General features: G+C 54.1%; 20 protein-coding genes. 7 read left to right on the forward strand and 13 right to left on the reverse strand.

Annotated features, from left to right (window positions below; genetic code table 11):
* Nucleotides 1-42: 42 nt before the first annotated feature.
* From BLP79_RS03805 to BLP79_RS20205, 4 genes are all read left to right on the forward strand, one after another.
* Nucleotides 43-516 (forward strand): GNAT family N-acetyltransferase, encoded by a 474-nt coding sequence (locus tag BLP79_RS03805; protein ID WP_090216516.1) that lies wholly within the window; start codon nt 43-45, stop codon nt 514-516.
* Nucleotides 517-674: 158 nt separating this feature from the next.
* Nucleotides 675-1,274, forward strand: coding sequence for a VOC family protein (locus BLP79_RS03810; protein ID WP_090216930.1), 600 nt, complete (start codon nt 675-677; stop codon nt 1,272-1,274).
* Between the two features lie 90 nt (nt 1,275-1,364).
* Nucleotides 1,365-2,063, forward strand: a complete 699-nt coding sequence (locus BLP79_RS03815) for a molecular chaperone DjiA (RefSeq protein ID WP_090216518.1) — start codon at nt 1,365-1,367, stop codon at nt 2,061-2,063.
* The gene (locus BLP79_RS20205) at nt 2,029-2,535 is read left to right on the forward strand and encodes a hypothetical protein (RefSeq protein WP_332835854.1); all 507 of its coding nucleotides are present in this window, start codon (nt 2,029-2,031) and stop codon (nt 2,533-2,535) included. Before BLP79_RS03815 ends, BLP79_RS20205 begins: the two co-directional genes overlap by 35 nt.
* Nucleotides 2,536-2,553: 18 nt before the next feature.
* Here BLP79_RS20205 and BLP79_RS03825 read toward each other — a convergent pair whose 3' ends face one another.
* The 3 genes from BLP79_RS03825 to BLP79_RS03835 all read right to left on the reverse strand — a co-directional run bounded on the left by BLP79_RS03825 (nt 2,554) and on the right by BLP79_RS03835 (nt 5,964).
* Complete coding sequence (locus BLP79_RS03825) at nt 2,554-4,095, reverse strand: Ppx/GppA family phosphatase (RefSeq protein ID WP_090216521.1); 1,542 nt, start codon at nt 4,093-4,095, stop codon at nt 2,554-2,556.
* A gap of 73 nt (nt 4,096-4,168) precedes the next feature.
* Complete coding sequence (locus BLP79_RS03830) at nt 4,169-4,858, reverse strand: P-loop NTPase family protein (protein ID WP_232716288.1); 690 nt, start codon at nt 4,856-4,858, stop codon at nt 4,169-4,171.
* A complete protein-coding gene (locus BLP79_RS03835) occupies nt 4,855-5,964 on the reverse strand; it encodes an AI-2E family transporter (RefSeq protein WP_090216523.1) in 1,110 nt (369 codons plus the stop codon). The genes BLP79_RS03830 and BLP79_RS03835 overlap by 4 nt, the downstream gene beginning before the upstream one ends.
* 294 nt (nt 5,965-6,258) lie before the next feature.
* Here BLP79_RS03835 and proS point away from each other — a divergent pair, with 294 nt between their 5' ends.
* On the forward strand, nt 6,259-7,614 hold the full coding sequence (gene proS / locus BLP79_RS03840; protein ID WP_090216524.1) for a proline--tRNA ligase: 1,356 nt from the start codon (nt 6,259-6,261) through the stop codon (nt 7,612-7,614).
* A 73-nt stretch (nt 7,615-7,687) separates the two neighbouring features.
* On the opposite strand, the gene BLP79_RS03845 is transcribed toward proS, so the two are convergent.
* The 3 genes from BLP79_RS03845 to BLP79_RS03855 all read right to left on the reverse strand — a co-directional run bounded on the left by BLP79_RS03845 (nt 7,688) and on the right by BLP79_RS03855 (nt 10,510).
* Nucleotides 7,688-9,007 carry a spondin domain-containing protein gene (locus BLP79_RS03845; protein WP_090216526.1) on the reverse strand — a complete coding sequence of 440 codons (1,320 nt, stop codon included), beginning with the start codon at nt 9,005-9,007 and terminating at the stop codon, nt 7,688-7,690.
* Between the two features lie 426 nt (nt 9,008-9,433).
* Complete coding sequence (locus tag BLP79_RS03850) at nt 9,434-10,000, reverse strand: TetR/AcrR family transcriptional regulator (protein ID WP_090216528.1); 567 nt, start codon at nt 9,998-10,000, stop codon at nt 9,434-9,436.
* A 21-nt stretch (nt 10,001-10,021) separates the two neighbouring features.
* Nucleotides 10,022-10,510 carry an HPP family protein gene (locus tag BLP79_RS03855; RefSeq protein WP_090216530.1) on the reverse strand — a complete coding sequence of 163 codons (489 nt, stop codon included), beginning with the start codon at nt 10,508-10,510 and terminating at the stop codon, nt 10,022-10,024.
* Between the two features lie 188 nt (nt 10,511-10,698).
* Between BLP79_RS03855 and BLP79_RS03860 the strand changes: the two genes are divergently transcribed.
* Nucleotides 10,699-11,985, forward strand: a complete 1,287-nt coding sequence (locus tag BLP79_RS03860; RefSeq protein WP_090216532.1) for a lipoprotein-releasing ABC transporter permease subunit — start codon at nt 10,699-10,701, stop codon at nt 11,983-11,985.
* The gene (locus BLP79_RS03865; RefSeq protein WP_090216534.1) at nt 11,978-12,670 is read left to right on the forward strand and encodes an ABC transporter ATP-binding protein; all 693 of its coding nucleotides are present in this window, start codon (nt 11,978-11,980) and stop codon (nt 12,668-12,670) included. Before BLP79_RS03860 ends, BLP79_RS03865 begins: the two co-directional genes overlap by 8 nt.
* A 22-nt stretch (nt 12,671-12,692) precedes the next feature.
* Here the strand turns inward: BLP79_RS03865 and BLP79_RS03870 are convergent, their stop codons facing one another.
* The 7 genes from BLP79_RS03870 to BLP79_RS03900 form a co-directional block, all read right to left on the reverse strand.
* Nucleotides 12,693-13,133 carry a DMT family transporter gene (locus BLP79_RS03870; protein ID WP_090216535.1) on the reverse strand — a complete coding sequence of 147 codons (441 nt, stop codon included), beginning with the start codon at nt 13,131-13,133 and terminating at the stop codon, nt 12,693-12,695.
* An 83-nt stretch (nt 13,134-13,216) separates the two neighbouring features.
* Nucleotides 13,217-13,903 (reverse strand): eCIS core domain-containing protein, encoded by a 687-nt coding sequence (locus BLP79_RS03875; protein ID WP_090216537.1) that lies wholly within the window; start codon nt 13,901-13,903, stop codon nt 13,217-13,219.
* Entirely contained in the window at nt 13,903-14,559 is a 657-nt protein-coding gene (locus BLP79_RS03880; RefSeq protein WP_090216539.1) for a DNA-3-methyladenine glycosylase I, read from the reverse strand. Before BLP79_RS03880 ends, BLP79_RS03875 begins: the two co-directional genes overlap by 1 nt.
* A complete protein-coding gene (locus BLP79_RS03885) occupies nt 14,556-15,344 on the reverse strand; it encodes a hypothetical protein (RefSeq protein ID WP_090216541.1) in 789 nt (262 codons plus the stop codon). The genes BLP79_RS03880 and BLP79_RS03885 overlap by 4 nt, the downstream gene beginning before the upstream one ends.
* Before the next feature lie 194 nt (nt 15,345-15,538).
* Nucleotides 15,539-16,495, reverse strand: a complete 957-nt coding sequence (locus BLP79_RS03890) for a nickel/cobalt transporter (protein ID WP_090216935.1) — start codon at nt 16,493-16,495, stop codon at nt 15,539-15,541.
* Entirely contained in the window at nt 16,492-17,142 is a 651-nt protein-coding gene (locus BLP79_RS03895; RefSeq protein WP_090216542.1) for a DUF1007 family protein, read from the reverse strand. The genes BLP79_RS03890 and BLP79_RS03895 overlap by 4 nt, the downstream gene beginning before the upstream one ends.
* A gap of 89 nt (nt 17,143-17,231) precedes the next feature.
* A complete protein-coding gene (locus BLP79_RS03900; RefSeq protein WP_090216544.1) occupies nt 17,232-18,644 on the reverse strand; it encodes a pyridoxal phosphate-dependent decarboxylase family protein in 1,413 nt (470 codons plus the stop codon).
* Between the last annotated feature and the right edge of the window lie 112 nt (nt 18,645-18,756).

Consider the following 18,756-nt stretch of genomic DNA (forward strand, 5'->3'; position numbering starts at 1 on the left):
GCCCCGATACATAAGACACAAACAGTTTAGGTCGAAATTAAATTGAAACATGAAATTACATTCACCCGCTTATCCAAAATTGATCCGGCTGAGATCATAGCTCATATGTCTGATCCTCGTGTTGCAGAACATATGCCGCTTCTGACCTTCGAATGGGATGAAGCAGCCGTAGCCAAATTTATAGCCACTAAAGAAGCATGCTGGAGCCGCGACGGGCTAGGCCATTGGGCCATATTGCAAGACAATCAGTATGTCGGCTGGGGAGGTTTTCAGAAGGAAGGAGATGAGTGGGATTATGGTCTAGTTCTCAAGCCAAACTCTTTTGGGCACGGTGTACGCATTTCGAAAAAGGCGTTTGAGTTTGCCGTCGCTGATGAACGCATCCCATATGTAACTTTTCTGCTGCCGCCATCGCGCAAAAATCTGGGCGCGCTCAAAAGGCTTGGGGCAGAATTTGTGGGTGAGATAAGTTATGACGGTTCAACCTTTCTCAAATACCAGCTCAAAACCAAATGATTGCAAGGCCTGTGTCTGACTTATTCAGACATGCTGCAATCTGTGAAAACGTGACGATGTAGCGGATGCATACATAGTGAATTGACGCTCCTTTCGCTCTCTTCAGAAAACGCTAGTGTCAGCCCCATTGCGGGCAAACTTATGCGGGGTATCTCATGCTGAAACTTGACCATATCGCAGTGGCTGGCGAAACGCTCGAGGCCGCGCGGGCACATGTGGAAGGCGCGCTGGGCGTGCCTTTGCAGGAGGGTGGGCAGCATGCGCGATTTGGCACCCATAATGCGCTTTTGGGGCTTGCAGATGGCCTATATCTGGAGGCAATTGCCGTCGATCCTGCGCAAACGCCGGAACATACGCCGCGCTGGTTTGACCTGGATCGTTTTACAGGTCAGCCACGGTTAACCAATTGGATTTGCAGCGCAGAGGATCTGGCGCGCACTTTGGAAAACCTGCCGCAAGCCGGGCACATCCATGCTCTCAGCCGTGGGGCGCTCCAATGGCAGATGGCGGTGCCGGAAACCGGCGTTTTGCCCTTTGATAACCTGTGCCCGGCGCTGCTGCAGTGGGACTGCCCACATCCTGCGGCATCGCTCACGCAACAAGGATGCAGCCTTCAGCGTCTCGTCGTTTGCCATCCAGAGACCAAGGCCTTGGCGCAGCTTTGCGGGCCGGTGAAGGGTCCTGTTGTTTTTGAAACGGGTGCTCCGCAGGTGATTGCTGAAATTCAAACCCCGCATGGTCTGCGTCTCTTGCAATAAAGCAGCATCAAAGAGGCGGGCGATCAAAAAATTTGTATCAATATGTCTTTGTTCACTGACAGCCCGCCTAAAGCGGAGTAAACATAGGCTATGTCACTCTGGTCTCGAATTTCTGAAGCTCTGTCTGCGCTTGCCAATGGTGAGACGCTCAGCGAGGTTTTCGATCGCCTGCGCACCCCACCGGAACGCACCGTGGCTTTTGCCATTGCCGTTGTTGCGCTTGGGGCAAAGATGGCCAAGGCAGACGGGCAGGTGACGCGGGATGAGGTCACAGCCTTTCGGGAAGTGTTTCGCATTCCACAGAAAGACGAAGCAGGCGCTGCAAGGGTGTTTAATCTGGCGCGTCAGGATGTCGGCGGCTTTGAAGACTACGCGCGCCGTATTCAGAAAATGTTTGCAGATGATCCCACAACCTTGTGTGATTTGATGGAAGGCCTGTTCCATATCGCAATGGCAGATGGGTTTTATCATCCTGGCGAAAATGAATTTCTGCACGAGGTCAGCCGGATTTTCGGCCAGACCGAAGCGCAATTCTTAGCCCTGCGCGCCCGGTTTGTACCAGATGCCCCACGGGATCCCTATACCGTTTTGGGCGTGTCACCGACGGCCAGCTTGGATGAGATCCGCAAACATTGGCGGCAATTGGTGCGCGATACGCACCCCGATTCAATGATGGCACGCGGCGTCCCCGAAGAGGCAATCCGCCTTGCGGAAAAGAAGATGATTGATATCAACCGTGCTTGGGATGAAATCAATGGCTGTGCTTCAAAACGCGTTGGCGCTGCATAAGGGGGTGCACAAGAGGTGCATGGGCGGTGTACGGACCGTGCCCGGCGTTTTTGCGCTGATTGGCATGCCTTCTGCAGGCCGGTGTCTTACATTTGTGATGTCCCCTTTCCATATTGAAGCCATGAAACAGATTTTTTTCACCTGTCTGCTGATGTGTTCAACTGCATCGATGGTTCGCGCCGAAGAACCGCCTTCGTTGATTGAACAAGGATTGGAACTGTTTATGCAAGGCTTGCAGGATGAGATGAGCCCGGCGCTTGAGACCATGCAAGACTTGCTGGAACAGGTCGGACCCTCGCTTGGCGCATTCCTTACCGAAATGGGACCTGCGCTTGCGGAGATCGCCAGCGAGATCGAAGACTGGAGCGCTTATGAGCTTCCCGAAATTCTGCCCAACGGCGATATCATTATCCGCAAGAAACCCACTGAAGACGCGGATGAACCACGCCCGGAAGGCGAGGTCGAACTCTGATCTACATGGGCCCAGGGGCTAATCTTGAATTTTCACATCAAGCGTTGCATCCAGCGATGAACACAGCGAATTCAGTCGCGCTTGCGCCACTTCGCTGAACAGATCTGCATGCGCTTGTGGCAGGGTAAGGTGTAATTCGCGTTTGCGTGGTTGCCACTGGATCTGGCCCAGCGGGGCTTTGTTGGTCACCATCAACATGGCGCCAAATCGCATGGCTTTGCCCAGAATTTCCGCCTCAGCCTGTTGTTTTTCATCGATAAGCGCAAACAGGGCTTTAAAACGGCCACCTTGGCGTTTGTTGCTGTAGCGATGCATCAGCGCAAGGCCCAGATACACCCGTTCCGTGTGACGCAGGCCGCCCAGATGGGCGCGCGTTGCGTTTTCAAAACAGGTCTCAGCACGGTAATCAGGATGGGCGCGCCAGCTGACATCATGCAAAAGGCAGGCGGCTTTGATCAGGCGGCGCTTTTGATGATCGGCGCGCGGAAACAAAGGCAAAACAAAATCATATAGTGTTTTGCCAAATCCCGGCAGGCGGGCATCTTTTGCTTCTGCAAAACGGCAGGCTTCGATCAACGGATCGCGATCCCGCAGACGTTGTGGCATTTGTTCATACAGCATGCCCTCACGGATACCGTAGCTTGAAATCGCGATATCTTTGGGTTTGAAGGTCTTGACCAATCGGGCCAGAACATCCGCTGCATAAGGCACCAATGCCATCCGGGATGAGGAGACCCCGCAATTTGTACGCAAACTCTCAAGGTCTGACAGTTCGATGTATTTCGCCGTGTCCTGAACCGCTTTGATGGACATCCGATATTCATGCTGAACCTTCAGCGGATAGCCGCGCCGCATCATATCGATACGGGCAATCGCGCGCCAACTGCCGCCCACCAGAAACAGTCGATCGCGCTGCGGTCCCATTTCTTCAACAAGGCGTTCAACCACCTCTTTGATATGGGCTTTGCGTCCACGCCGACCACCGGGAATGTCTTTGAGCTTGAGCGGGCCAAGATCAGACGTCACCCGTTTGCCCACCGCGCCGTCTTCGATCTCGGCCAACTCCATGGATGAGCCACCAATGTCACAGATCAACCCATATGCGCCGGGCCAGCCCAAAAGCACGCCTTGGGCTGACAGGCGCGCTTCTTCGCGGCCATCGACGACATGGATGGTCAGCCCCGTTTCGCGCAGCACTTCGGCGCAGAAATCCGGACCATCCTTGGCATCGCGCACCGCAGCCGTGGCAACAACAGTGAGATGGGGCAGCTCCATCCCGTCGGCAAGCTGTTTGAAGCGGCGCATTGCAGCCACCGCCCGTGTGCGCCCGGTTGGATTCAGCTGGCCCGTTTCAGACAGGCCAGCGCCCAAAGCGCACATGATCTTTTCGTTAAAGAAATAAGCAGGGCTGCGTGCCGCGCCATCAAAGACCACCATTCGAACAGAATTTGATCCGACATCAACAACGCCAACACGTGATAAGGCACGTGCATCTGCATCATCAAACAATGGACGCCCGAAGGGTCCCCAGTCGGCCACGATTTCAGAACTCTCATTCATGACAGATGCCTATGTCTCTATTGGCTGGGTCTTTCGGGATAAACTATCGTGAAGGCACGACAAATACCATCGTTTATGCATGTCTTTGTATCTCTGCCAGCGCACGAATGGCGAGAGGACGAGACAGGCTGCGTTTCTCGGCGAGGCTGAGGTGATCAAGCTGCCGCACCACCTGATCCGCCGCAACAAATGATCGGTTCATATGGCCGACCAGATAGGGGATGACATCGGGTTTTGGAGCGATCTGGCGATCATTGAACAGTTTGGCGAGAACAATGCTCAGCAGCATATCATCGGGCGCTTCAAGACTGGCGTGTGTTGCGCCTTGCACACGGCTTTGCAAATCGGGCAGGGACAGCGCCCAAAGATTTGGCGCGTTGCGGCCAGTCATCACCAGTTTGTGGCCCGCGGCCAGCACCATATTGTGTAAATGAAACAGTGCGTCTTGTGCCGCTTCATCCGCTGCAATCTCATCAACATCTTCAACTGCAACAGGCCCCATGGCCAGATCACACAGATCTGCATCAGGAAGTCTTTCGGCCCGCACAATACGTGCCCCAGCCTGCGTTGCCCACACATGGGTGAGGTGGGTTTTCCCTGATCCAGCCGGACCGGTGAGCACCAGTTTTCCCTGTGGCCAGTTGACATGTGATGTCAGCAGTGTAACTGCCATCGCATTTGAGGGCGCGACATAGAAATCTTCCCGCCCCAAGGCGGGTTTGGCAGGGAGGTCAAAGCTGAGTTGCTGGGCATACATGGTCATTCCGCGTCCTTATGCGTCTGCCCCTGATAAAGACGGCTTTCCATATACTGACTGGTGAAAAAGCGCGCGATCACACCCAGAGCCGCGGCGACAGGAACCGCAACCAACATGCCCACAAAACCAAACAATGCCCCAAAGACTGAGAGAGCGAGCAGCAGCCATACGGGATGCAGGCCAACTGAATTGCCAACCAGTTTTGGTGTCAGATAGTTGCCTTCAACGATTTGGCCCAGCACAAAAATGACAACCACAATACCAATCCGCAGCCAATCTGTTGCGTAGGTTACTGTGTCGCCTGTTGCGATCTCAACCGCGCCCCAGAACTGAAACAGCGCAAGACCAATGGCAAGCGCGCCACCAATCAGCGAGCCCAGATAGGGAATAAACGTAACCATGCCTGCCACAAAGCCAACAGCAAGGCCAAAGTTAAGACCGACCAGCATCAGGGCGACAGCATAATAGCTGCCAAGGATTAGACAGACAGTGCCCATGCCACGTACAAAAGAGGCAAGGACCGCGTCGATCTCTTTGGCAAGTTGACGCAGGATCGGAGCATGATCGCGGGGCAACAGCATATCAACCCGTGCGATCATCCGATCCCAATCTAAAAGAAGATAGACCGAGACGACAGGCACAATCACCACCAGCACCACCAGATTGAGAATGGACGCAGCCGACCCCAGGGCGGTTTCCAAAATGACAGCCGCTTTTGTCTGCAGGGTCTCTCCCAGAGCTGAAAGCGTTTGATGTATGCGAGATTGATCATCAAAGATCGCAGGAAAATTTGTTTGCGCATAAGAGCGCGCGTTGCCAATTGCCTCGGGCAGGACGGTGATCAGGTCTGACAGTTGGTAAATCAACGTTGGCACGATGATCAGCAACATGACCAGAAACAAAAGCGCGGCGGCAACCGTGATAGATGCAGTCGCTTGGGGGCGTGAAAGGCCCCAACGTTCAAGCCGGTCGGCAAGGGGATCAATTAGGTATGCAATGCCTGCGCCCAGAACAAAAGGCAGAAGAACATTGCCGAGCGCCCAGAGAACAACAGCAAAAACGACCGTTGCGATGCTCCAATATTGAACTTGTTTCCGTGCTGGCAGGGCCATCACTCACCTATATCTTGTGTTGTGCAAAAATGCGTATTCTATTTGTTGCCGAAGGCGTCTCGTGGTGCAAGCTCTCGCTGCGGTGTCGCAGTGGATAAATAAAGGATAGGTTCTGATAAGATGTGGAGCTGCAGGGGATCATTTGGGACAACTTTTATGAGAACCTTAACCCAGCGCAAAACCTGATGTGATTCTTGCGAGGCCTCAGGACGAGGGGAAAGCCGCCATTCGCATTGCTTGCAGGGCTTGGATCGCCTAAACCCGTAGCAAATCGTTTATAAGAATGAGACCGATATGCGCTTGTCCCGCTATTTTCTGCCTGTCCTGAAAGAAAACCCTTCAGAGGCACAGATTGTCAGCCATCGCCTGATGTTGCGTGCTGGCATGATCAAACAGTCCTCTGCCGGGATCTATTCCTGGTTGCCTCTGGGCTTTAAGGTGCTGAAAAAGATTGAAAGCATCGTGCACGATGAACAAATTCGTGCCGGTCACATCCCGATGTTGATGTCGACCATGCAATCCGCTGATTTGTGGCGCGAGTCCGGGCGCTATGATGATTACGGTCAGGAAATGTTGCGCATCAAAGACCGTCATGATCGCGATATGCTGTTTGGTCCCACCAACGAAGAGATGATCACTGATATTTTCCGCAGTCATGTGTCCTCTTACAAAGATCTGCCGTTGACGATGTATCAGGTGCAGTGGAAATTCCGCGATGAGGTGCGCCCACGCTTTGGCGTGATGCGGGGCCGTGAATTCTATATGAAGGATGGCTATAACTTTGACCTCACCAAAGAGGATGCGCTGCATGCGTATAACCGCCATCTGGTCAGCTACCTGCGCACTTATGAACGTATGGGCTTGCAAGCGATCCCGATGCGCGCCGATGGTGGACCAATTGGGGGCGATTACACCCATGAATTCCTTGTTCTGGCAGAAACAGGTGAATCTGAGGTCTTTTATGACAGCGCCGTCACTGACCTGACTTTCGGCGACCGTGAGATCGATTACGACAGTGTTGAACAGTGTCAGGGTGTTCTGGAAGAGTTTACCTCTAAATACGCACGCACAGATGAGACCCATGAAGAGGCGCTGTTTAACGAAGTCCCGGAAGAGCGTCGCCGTTCAGCGCGTGGGATCGAGGTGGGGCAAATTTTCTACTTTGGCACCAAATATTCAGAGTCCATGGGGGCTACGGTGCAGGGGCCGGATGGCAAACCAACGCCTGTGCATATGGGCTCGCACGGGATCGGCGTATCCCGTTTGCTGGGCGCGATCATTGAAGCCAACCATGATGACAACGGCATTATCTGGCCCGAAGGTGTGACGCCGTTCCATTGTGGTATCGTGAACCTCAAGCAGGGTGATGAGGCTGCAGATGCGGCGTGTAATGATCTGTACAAAGCCATGACTGCAGCAGGGCTTGATCCGCTGTATGATGACCGCAAAGAGCGGGCAGGGGGCAAATTTGCGACGATGGACCTGATTGGCCTGCCCTGGCGGATTACAGTTGGCCCGCGCGGATTGAAAAACGGAGTGGTTGAACTGACCTCGCGGCGCAGTGGTGAAAGTGAAGAGCTTGCACCAGAGGCGGCAGTTGCAAAACTGGTTGAAATCTACGCAGCCCATCAGACCAGTCGCGGATTCTAATTTTACGTATTTGCGTAAAAAACAGCCCCGCCGGATTGTATCGGCGGGGCCTTTTTATTTTAACAGTAGAGCCTTACCCGAAGTCGTAAGAAATATCGCTTAGATCGCTAAGGCTGATGCGGCCCAGTTCAAGGCTGTCACCGTCGCCAAAATCAAGCACGACGCCAAAGCGATTTGTAGAGGCTGAATCAACAACATCTGCAACGCTTTCGATGCCTTCTACGTTCAGGACAAGCGTGTCTTCTTCAACATCAAAGCGGCGGATCTGATCATTGTCATCCCCTGTTGCAAAGATGAATTGATCTGCGCCGCTGCCGCCAACCAGAACATCGTTGCCTGTGCCTCCGGCCAGAGCGTCGTCACCGCGCCCGCCTTTCAAGACATCTCGACCGGCTCCGCCTGCAAGCGCATCGTTGCCATTGCCGCCGAACAGAAGATCGTTTCCGTCGCCGCCATCCAGAGCGTCATTGCCTTGACCGCCAAAGAGGAAGTCGCGTTGCGTGCCACCTGCCAGACTGTCATTGCCAGAACCGCCAAAGAGGATGTCGTTGCCGCTGTCACCTTCAAGAAGATCGTTGCCACGCCCACCGCTGATCCGGTCGCTTCCACCGCCACCAGAGATTTCGTCCCAGCCGTCGCGTCCTTGCAAGAAGTTAGAGCGACTGTTGCCGGTCACAATGTCATCAACATCTGACCCGATGAAGAAGCGATCCCGCGACGCGAGCTCTGTTTCGGCGACTTCATTGATGTGAATTTCTGCAATTTGTGCGCCGGGTTGTGTGAAATCCGCGGCAACCGGATCAATGAATTCCCCAAATGCGTTGGTGCCGCCAAGAATGGAGCCTTCGCCTTCGGGGAGGAAACCGGGGTGATCGGTGACAACGCCATTTTCATCCACACCGGTATTGGGGCCCGTCTGATTGATGAAGGCTGCATCTTCTTCGGTGTTGACTTCGGTGCCTGCATCCAGAACGTCGCTGCCTTCAAATGTCAGCGATTGCGCGCCAATAAAGTTTCCTTCGTCGTCAAACAGGCGCACGGCGGTGCCTGTACCCACAAAGGCATCGTTGGAGGGAAGGATCATAGCTGCCAGTGACAGATACGGATTGGTTGTCCCATCCACTGAAACGCGGGCAGATGTGGTTTCTTGCGCGACGATGGGGCCACGGGCACCAAGAACAGCGCCCGTTACAGCATCTGCGTCAAAGGCGGTCACTTCGGCGTTGATTGGGGCAAAATTACCGTCTTCAGCAAGCGCTTCAAGACCTTCAGAGGCTGCGGTGTCGCGTGTGTAAACGCGAAAGCCTTCGTCATGGGCTGCAAACCAGAAGGGGGTCAAAGCGGTGCCACCTTCGGCGCTTGTGTTTTGAACGGAAATTCGAATTTCAGTCATGGGGTACTCCACATGTTGGATAATGTGAGGGAACCCTGCAGCAGCTCAAAGATCTATGGCTAGAGCGTGTTCGATCACGCTAGATAACGTCGCCGCGAATTAACTGTTACCTCCTGAAGTTGTGATCAAATTCGAAAAATCTTGACTAACTTTGGAATTATTTTTTACGTTTCGTTAAGATTTTTTGAATTCATGCATCTGTAATAGTTTGAAATTTTACGAAAAATTAACAAATGAATTGATGACCATCGCACGTGACCGGGGTGCCTGATGGCAAGAGGGACTTTTTATCTGCTGAGTCGATGTGAACAACGGGGCCGGGTATTAAGCCAACATCAGCATCAGAGTTGACGTCTTTTTGAGGCAGGTAAAGTGAGTGATATCTTAGATGAAGCCGGTTTCTGCCGGGGCAAGGTATCGGGTCATTTAAAGAGACCTTGGCGAGGCACAAAGCGATTTTGCGGCCAAAAGCGCAGCCATGAAATGAAAGCCGTCGTGGGTTGCTCTGGTCAAGACAATGCCCCCCTGAATAAGAGCGACTGTTTGCGCCGCGGCCTGTTTTGCGGCGGTTTGCTCCCATTGGTCCTTTACAAGGCAATGTGTCAGGGCCTCAGTCCAGCGGGCAAAATAATCGTTGATCTCATCACAGAAGCGGTCGCGCGATTGCTCCAGCGCAAATGCGCCAACAAGACAGACCCGCCCCCCACTTTGAAAATAACGATCTGTCGCGTCAAACATATGTGTGAGCGCATCGCTGGGCGGCTGCGTTTCGAGCGGTTGGAAAATATGTTCTTCGAACCAGGCGTCGATATGTGCAATCACCGCCCGCGCCATCTCTTCTTTGCCGCCGGGAAAGAAATGATAAAGACTACCGCGCCCATAGCCTGTTTCTTCGCGGATGATACCAAGGCTCGCGCCATCATAGCCATATTTGCGAAACACTTCGGCGATGCTGGCAATCACTTCGGATCTGTCGATTGGAGGGCGCGGCATTTGTCTACCTTCTAAGAGTGGTTACTCGGGGATCACGGGATAAGTAGTCCCGGTTGCACGGTGATAGGCCACTGCGACGCCGACTAAGATGATCGCGCCAGAGGCAACGGGGAAAAGCAGGAACCAAAAGCTTGGATCTGCAGCGAAGACCACAAGCGGATTAGCGCCTGCGGGCGGATGGGTCACACGCAGAACAGCCATGGCTGAAATCGCCAGTCCCACCGCAAGACCTAAGGCCCAGAATGTATCTGGAAACAAGGCGTTGCAAATCAAACCAACGAGAGTTGCGACAATATGACCGCCGATCACATTGGCAGGTTGGGAGAGCGGGCTAACCGCGACCGAGAACATCAGCACACAGGTTGCGCCAAAAGGGGCCATGATAAAAAGAACTGAGCTTTGTGATGTGAGAAGGGCGACGACGGCGATTGCGATTGCGCCGCCAAGGCCTGCCAGTAAGACCTTGGGCAATGGTGCTTGCGGCTGCACACGCGTAAAGAAATGTTTCATTGGAACCTCATGTGTTTCCTCTTATTTGTACCTAATGGTACAGTAATTCAAGTCACGACTGCGTGTGATGGTATTGGGCAGGAACTCTCTGGCGAAGGGGTGCCGCACTCGCCTTCGCCTTGACCCCAATTCATACGGCCCCTAGGGTCGCGCTCGATTGCAGAGGCGCAAAAAGTACCGGAGCAGACATGGCAGCGACCCCCCCTCCTTTTGCTCGTTTTGAATGGATGATCGCATGGCGCTATCTTAGGGCCCGTCGCAGTGAAGGCGGCGTCTCTGTGATGACCTGGATCAGCCTTATCGGGATCACGCTTGCGGTTTTTGCGCTGATTGCAACGCTGGCCGTGCGGTCAGGTTTCCGATCTGAATTTGTCGGCACGATTTTGGGCGCCAACGCGCATGTGACAGTTTATTCCTACGGAGATGTGACGCCTGCAGGTCGTGTGGATCGCACGTTGAAAAACTATGAAGCTTTGGCTGAAAGGATGGCCACCATTCCAGGGGTGGTGCGGGCTGCGCCTTTGGTCAAAGGGCAGGTGATGGCGGCCCGTGAACAGCGCAATGCAGGCGTTGAGGTTTTTGGTATTTCTGCGGCTGATATTCAGGGTATTCCCGGCGTATCCCAAAGTGCAGAGGCTGTCGGAGATTTAAACCGGTTCGAAGAGGGGCTGGCGATTGGGTCCGGGGTTGCGCGTGAACTTGGCGTTCGTGTTGGGGATCGGATCAAGCTGATCTCTCCCAATGGGGTTAAAACACCTTTTGGCACCAGCCCGCGTGTCAATGCCTATGAGGTGGTCTATATTTTCACGGCAGGCCGCTATGATATCGACCGCACCCGTATCTATATGCCCTTTGTCGAGGCGCAGAGCTATTTCAATCGAGAAGGCGTGGCAGACCAGATTGAAATCATGGTGGAAGACCCGGAAAATGTAGACACAGTCGCGCTTGATCTGTTGCGCGCAGGCACTGGCAATACAGGTGTTTGGACATGGCGGGATGCCTCGGGGGGATTTCTGCGTGCGCTTGAGGTGGAAGACAATGTGATGTTCATCATCCTGTCTATCCTTGTTTTGATTGCTGCTATGAACATTGTTTCGGGCTTGATCATGCTGGTCAAAAACAAGGGGCGCGATATTGGGATCTTGCGTACAATCGGGCTGAGTGAAGGCTCTGTGATGCGGGTGTTTTTTATCTGCGGTGCCTTTACCGGTATTATCGGCACGGGCATGGGCGTGATTTTGGGATGCCTGTTTGCGCTTTATATTGATCCGATCTTTTCCTTTGTGAATTTTGCCATGGGGGGTGGTGTCTGGGATCCGTCTATTCGCGGGATCTACGCGTTGCCTGCTGAATTGCACTTGGCGGATGTCTTGAAAGCTGTAGGGCTGTCGCTTGGTCTTTCTTTTGTTGTGACCTTATTTCCGGCACGACGTGCCGCGCGTATGAACCCTGTGGAGGCGCTGCGCTATGAATGATATCGTGTTGTCTCTTGGGGATATTTGCAAATCCTACAACCGGGGAAAGCCCAACGCGGTTGAGGTTCTGCGCGGCGTTGATTTATCCGTGCAGGCGGGGGAGCTGGTGGCGCTGGTTGCGCCATCGGGGGCGGGAAAATCGACGCTGCTGCATATTGCGGGACTGTTGGATACGGCCGACACGGGAACTGTGACCCTTGCGGGCGAGGATATTGCCAAACAGAGTGAGCGCAGGCGGACAGCGCTGCGGCGGCGGGACGTTGGGTTTATTTATCAGTTCCACCATCTGCTGCCAGAGTTTTCGGCAGCGGAAAATATTGTCTTGCCACAACTTGCAAATGGAGTGCCTGATCAGGGCGCAGGCACGCGCGCTGCTCATCTGTTGGATCTTGTGGGCCTGTCACATCGCAGCGCGCATCGTCCGGCAGAGCTTTCTGGCGGGGAGCAGCAGCGTGTTGCGTTTTGTCGGGCCTTGGCCAATGATCCTAAGATCTTATTGGCGGATGAACCAACGGGCAATCTGGATCCCAGCACCTCGGATCAGGTGTTTGATGCATTGATGACTTTGGTCCGCGATGGCAGGCTCGCCGGGGTGATCGCCACCCATAACCTTGAACTGGCGGCGCGTATGGATCGGATTGTGCGGCTGGAAGAGGGGCGATTGATTGAGGTCACTGCGCCATAGGTCTTAGCTCGCACATGCAGCCTCAAGACGAAAATTGCGTGAGACCAACCCCAGCTGTCATCAAGGCGATACCTGCGCCGCGTGTCATTGTGAGAGGCGAGACGGGCGCGCCAAACAGGCCAAAATGATCAATAGCGGTTGCCGAAATCAACTGCCCCAGCAAGACGAAGAACACCGCATTTCCGATGCCAAATCGTGGCCCCACGTAGGTGATCGATAAAACATAGAATGCGATTAGCACACCTGCGAGCATGAGATAGCGCGGGGCGGTGGAAACGGTCTGCAGGGAGAGGGCCTCTCTTTGGGTGAGGAGTACGATCAAGCTTGTGAGAAATGCGACCGTAAATAAGATAACGGATGCCAGCACCGGCGAGGCGATAACCCGCCCAAGTGCGCCATTGAGTGCAGCAAGCACGGGAATGCCGATCCCGGCGGCCAACATAAGCATTGCGTAGTGTATCATAGCGCCTCTGCATGGAATTTGCCTTTTCAAGGCCTCTATCGCGTGATCCTGACGGGCGAGGCCTGCATTGGCAAGATTGCCCGTCAGGCGCAAACACTGCTGAGTTCCGCACCGCGCCATGGCAGCAACACGTCATATTCGCGTGCCTTTGGCAGGGCAGACACGGGCATCACCGCAGACAGAAGATCCTGCAATCGTTTTGTGCGCGCGGCCTGCGGAGCCAGAGCACGACAGCAGACATATTCTTCGACAATGGTACCTTGTTGTTCAAACCCATAGTCGAGAAACTGAGCGGTGTTCTTGAGATCAAAGAGATAAGGATCGTCAGATCGCGTGTGTTCGGCTGCGGCGCGCAGAGGGTGATAGCCTGTGATGTCACGGTTTTGCCATTGCCATACATGCGTGGCCTCATGGGCCAGTAGCATTGCGTTTACCAGATCAATTTGTCCAGGAAAGAGCGGGGTATAATCTTCACTGTACCAGTCTTTGGCAAAGAAGATGTGATTGAACAGGGCAACAGCGGCAGGTGAGGCGGTGACGATTTTCTCTGTGATCGGGGGCAGGATGCGTTCGCGGCAGGTGACACGTGGGCGCGCTTTGCGTTTGAAGGTAACAGCTGCAACGGGTGCGCCATTGATCAGCCTGACGCGATTGGTGTTGAGCGCGTCACCGTGGATCTGATGGAGAAAGGCGCGTTCGGATTCTGTCAGGCTCCGCCCACAGCCTGCGCATAAAATCAGAGTGAGACATAAGAGGGCACAACGCATCATCAAACGCTCAGCGCCAGAACGCGGCTGATCTCAGAAAGTGAACGCCCGGATTGCGTGCTCCAAGTATTGAAGGCCTCTTGAACATTGCGCAATGCAGATTTGGAGGTCGCGGGTTTGTCGATAACCCCTTCAGCAATCAGGCGTGCGGTGACGTCTTGGGTGAGGATAAATGCATCGCGTCCAGCAAAGCGCATTGCATATTGTGCGCTTGCGCCACCCAACCTGCTGCCCCGTTTCTTTAACATCTCAAGCAGTCCGATATAATCAGATGCTGGCCAACCTCCGAGGATTTCGCCAACGCCGCCTTCGGCGCGAAGTTCCAGAAGGAAGGCAGCATTGTCCCGCACTGTCAGGATTTTGGCAGCGTTGCGAACGATACGCGTGTCGCGTAGGAGCGCGTCAAAGGTTTCATCATCCATGAACGCATTGCGGCCCAGATCAAACCCGTGAAAAGCGTCTTCGAAACCATCCCATTTCTGTTCAATCACACGCCAGCTGAACCCCGCCTGAAAGATACATTTCGTGAGAGTTGCGAGCCAAAAGGAATCTGGTTGAGATGAGACATTTGGATCTGGTTTTGTCAGCTGGTGTTCGACCGCCGATATGCCTCCGTGACGCTCTGCTGCGATTGCAAAAATCTCATCAAAATGTCTCATTTGGCGCTAAACTTTCCGGGGCGCAATTCAACGATGGATTTGCCAAGCCTGAAAGGGGCTGCGAAGCTGACAAGGCATATTGCGATAATTTGAAACAGGAGGATGTGCGCATTGTCCTGTAAGACATCCCATTCACGTTTGAGTTGCTGCACTTGCGCGATCAGATCATCATAGGCGCGTGCAATGATCAGGTAGTCAGCGGCAATTGTGGGGACTTTGCGCTGCATATTCTGGACAGCCGCGCGTGTGCTGTCATCTAATGTGGTGAAAATCAAAAATGGCGCAGGGTCAAATTCGTCTGCTTTGGAGCGCTTGTCGTGCATGGCTTGCATGTCATCGGGCATGTCCTCGGCCTTTGCGCGCCCCCAGAAACTGAGACTTTGTAACGGGGCAACATCACGTGTGACTGCAAGAAACAGGGGCAGATCTGCGTTCCCCGCAGTGGAGGCTGACAGGAATTCGACCTTTTCGCATAAGGTCGCAATGTCGCGATCATAGGCAGGATCACAGAACCGAAGACGGAATCGTGCGGCATCGCGATCAAACGCGGTGGTGGCTGCAAAGGCGATATCAATCTGGCGATCAATGCGGGAACTGTCTGCGCTATAGATCCCTGCAATCATGGCTGTGATGGCGCCAAATCCCCCCAATAAGACCCAAGTCAAATCGGCAACTTTCCAGGCTGTATGCCCTGCGGGTTTGCGAAACAGAAATGCGGTTGCACCGCAGCCTGTCAGAAAAAATGCGATGAGCAGCAGGAGCTGATTGTCAGCTATGAAGATCATGAGAGCAGAGATCCTTGTCTGAACCTATGAGCGTAAGCCTTTTATCAGGACTGATCAAAGGCTTGCTACACCAAGGCATATGGTGTCGAAGTTGCTTAACACTAGGGGCAGCATTGGGGGCGGATCAACCGTCGTTTGCAGCGCTCACATCGCTTTGAGGTTTATTTGTCTTGATGTGTGTATGATGCGCAAGATCACAGCGCGCGAAACAGGATTTGTAATGCGATTGTGGCCACAAGCAGTCCGGCAAACACCTCTAGGCTGGCCGCAAGGCGTTGAGCCAGAGTGCTTTCCAGATGTTGCAATGTGGTCTTGCGCAATGTTGTCGCTGCCAGAGCAACGGCCAGCGTTACGGTTGCGGTTCCAAGGCCCATAGCAATGACACCCGCGATACCTGCAGCCACAAGATCCATCCGCCATGTCAACAAAAGCAGGAAAATCGCGCCGGTACAGGGGCGGATTGCAACGGATGCCACAATTGCAAGCCCATCCCGCAGCGAGGTCGCATTTGCAGCTTCCTCCAAGGTTGGCCCGTGTTTGTGGCCACAGCTTGGGCAGGCGCCATGTGCATGGTCATGTCCGTGATGATGATAATGGTCGTGGGAGTGCGCGGTCTGGCTGCTGGAGCGGTGGAGAAACTTGCGCCCGCCTCTGATTATAAGCCAGACCCCAAGCGCGGCGATCAACCCATAAGACAGAGGCGCAAGCACATCTTCTGCCAGATCCGTCAGCTGGGTGCGTCCCCAATTGAGCACTGAAAGCCCGCCTAAGACCAAGACAATGGCCGTGCCGGATTGTGCCAGTGATGATGACACCGCTAAAAGAGACAACCGCCGCAAAGGCACCCGCTGTGACAATCCATATCCGCCAAGGATAACCTTACCATGACCAGGGCCTGCGGCGTGGAAAAACCCGTAGGCAAAACACAGAGACAAGAGTGCCATAAAGGCACCTGCATCGCCCTGTTTCAGAGCGCGCAACCCTTGGGCAAGTGCGTTTTGCACATATTGTTGCTCTTGTGCAGCCCAACGCGCCAGTTGCGTGTCGCCTCCCAAGCCCCACAGCCAAATTGCTGTGCCGCCAAGGGTTAGAAATACAATTGCCGTGAGCGCCAAAGCGACATGTCGGCTCTCAAAATGGGTTCGGATCATGTTGCGGGGCATGTGATTTTAATCGTGTCTGCAAAGGATTGACCAACCTCGGGGTAGGCCTCTTCCGCTTGATCTGTTGGAAGGGAATACAAAAGCTCTTCGACGAGGGTGTAGGCCTGATCCAGATTGGGCGGCGTTACAGAGGCCGCACAACTGCCGCCTACGAATTTCACGCCAAGGCTGGTGGTGTAAGCTGTATAGTACGTCGGATCATAAGCCTGAAGTTTAGCGTTAGCAGCAGGCATTGGCGCAGACAGAGCCCGGTAGTGGCGCGTTGCGATCCGGCCATCCTTGACCACCGTTGCGCGATGTTCTGGCCTGCCCAGAGCGATAGGTGTTTCCTGATCTGACAGGTAGACGTCTCCAAGGAAATCCTCATCCCAATTCAGATCAAACCCTTGCAGCTGGTTCAACTCTGCATCTGTGAGCGCGCCATCAAAATCACTATCCAGCAGCATGTCTTCAAAGATGAGCAGGGAATAGAAATCATCATAGGCCCAAGTCACCTCGATCCCGGTGATCTGGTTTGCCTCATCCAGATGAAGAATGAACCCGGTGTCTACAAAGACATGCGGATGAGCCTGCGCCAGCCCCGTGATACAGGCAAAGGGCAGGGCGGTGAATAAGGCTGAAAAAGCGCGTTTCATAATCTGAGTCTAGTGCCGCCTTGTCCCTTGCTCAAGAGGGGTGTGTCTCGCTGCAGATTGCATTTATGTGATCAGCAGACTTTTGCCCATCAGGGGCACAGGTCTGCAACCGCATCAAGTGCGGCACGGATATCGCTGGCTTGGGTGCGGTGATTGACGATGGCTGCGCGCAGCATGACGATCCCATCCACGCGTGTGGTTGAAAAAACGGCGGTGCCGTTTTGCTGCAAGGTCAGCGCAATCTCGGCGTTCAGCTCGGATTGTTGCGCAGGAGGCAGTGTGTCATTTGCGGTAAAGGTACAGACGTTTGACACAACAGCATGTCCCAATCGCATCCGGGGGCGTTTTTCGACGTCCTCAGCCATCAGGGCTGCCATGCGGCAATTGTCCGTGATGGCGTCTGCAAAAGCCTGTTCGCCAAACATTTCCAGTGCGCACCAGACTTTGATGGCGCGGTTGCCGCGACTAAGATCTATGCCATAATCGCAAAACCAGGGTTCGTTGCCGGCAATACCCTGCGCGGTGCCTTCAAGGTAAGCCGGACGGGCGGCAAAGGCTGCGCGATGTTCGTCTTCATCCCGAATAAGGACCATGCCGCAATCATAGCCCACATACATCCATTTGTGGAAATCTAGCGCGATACTATCGGCGCGTTCTATCCCGTCCGTAAGGCCGTGCCACGGCGCATCCGCAAGCCGTGTCCATGCTCCAAAAGCGCCATCCACATGAAGCCAGAGCTCGTGTTCATCCGCCAGATCAGCCAGTTGGTTCAGATCATCAAAAAGGCCAAGGTCCACAGAACCAGCATTGCCCACCAACAGGAAGGGCAGAGCACCGTCAGCGCGATCAGCCGCTAAAGTTTCCCGCAGAATCTCTGCGTTCAGTTTCCCATCCTGAAGCGGGATCTGGCGGAGATTGTCACTGCCAATTCCCAAAAGTTGCAGTGCTTTGACGGTGGCATTGTGAACACCAACAGGCGCATAAGCTGTCAGGCGTATGTCGCCTTGTCCTGTTGCGCGCAGATTTTTCAGCACACGCAGGCGGGCGGCCTGAAAGGCGATGACTGTTGCTTGTGATGTGCCAGTGACGCAGATGCCGCTGGCACTTTCTGGAAACCCCATCTTTTTTCGGGTCCAGTCGATGACGGCGCGTTCCATGTAAATGCCGCCATGATCACGTCCGCCCATGTTTTCATTTGTCGCGGCCGCAGCCATCGCTGCGATGAGGTCCGAGGCAAGGCCAGTGCCCTGCACCCAACCCCAAAATCGTGGATGGATATTGCCACCGTGGTAAGGCAGAACATCTGTTTGAATGCGATCCAGTAGATCTGTGCTGGCAGGTCGTGCACCAATTTTATAGCGATCTTGCAGGTCAGTTGGTGCGGGTTGCCAAGGGCGATCCGCTGCGTTTTCCATCTGATCGATGGCGGCATCCAGCATCTTGTGAGCTTGGCCGCGAAAGGTGTTCCAATCAAGAGGGTCGAGCCCGGTTTTATGGTTCATGGCTGGTCACTCCCTTTCCTGCACGGATTTGGCCTCTTGTGCCAGAGAATGCGCCAAAGGGGAATGCATTATCCACACTCCCTTGGGGCCCCCCTTTTCGTCGGCCACAACA

The organism is Epibacterium ulvae, from assembly GCF_900102795.1.
GTDB lineage: Bacteria > Pseudomonadota > Alphaproteobacteria > Rhodobacterales > Rhodobacteraceae > Epibacterium > Epibacterium ulvae.